The following is a 506-nucleotide window of genomic DNA, read 5'->3' on the forward strand; positions in this document are numbered from 1 at the left end:
TTCAATAGTAGAAGGGTTGGGCGGCGTGAAGAACAATGGCGACATTGGATTCTTTGACGCGCATGGTATCGAAGTCATGTTGGCGTTTGGCATTCCAACAGTCATCGGCCTGCTTTCCGGCCCGTTTGGCGACCAAAACTTTTGGCAGCGGGCATTAAGCGTCAGAGAACAAGATGTCGGCAAGGCGTTTTTTGGGGGCGCTATTGCTTTTGCGACTGTTCCCCTTCTGATGAGTACTATCGGATTTATGGCCTATGGAAGTGGGTTTCAGTCCAGCGATCCGTCGATGGTCAACCTTGAAATGATTCGGGATTATTTGCCTTATTGGGCGACTGTTGTATTTATGTTTATTTTGATTTCCGGTCTTGCCTCGACTGTTGACAGCAACCTATCATCAATCTCCGCGCTTGTTCATGACATGAAGCAAGGCGCATCCATGAAAGATTTTCGCCTTGGCATGGTCGTGATGACTATTGCGGCGATTATTTGCTCGAATATTCCGGTGA

1 protein-coding gene is annotated in these 506 nt (G+C 48.0%); it reads left to right on the forward strand.

Going from position 1 to position 506, the window contains the following annotated elements:
- Positions 1-25: 25 nt before the first annotated feature.
- Positions 26-506: hypothetical protein (locus LPA41_RS40890; RefSeq protein WP_229076877.1), on the forward strand; the 481-nt coding region annotated here is incomplete at its 3' end.

The organism is Actinoplanes sp. DH11 (assembly GCF_020873875.1).
In the GTDB taxonomy this organism is placed as follows: domain Bacteria; phylum Actinomycetota; class Actinomycetes; order Mycobacteriales; family Micromonosporaceae; genus Actinoplanes.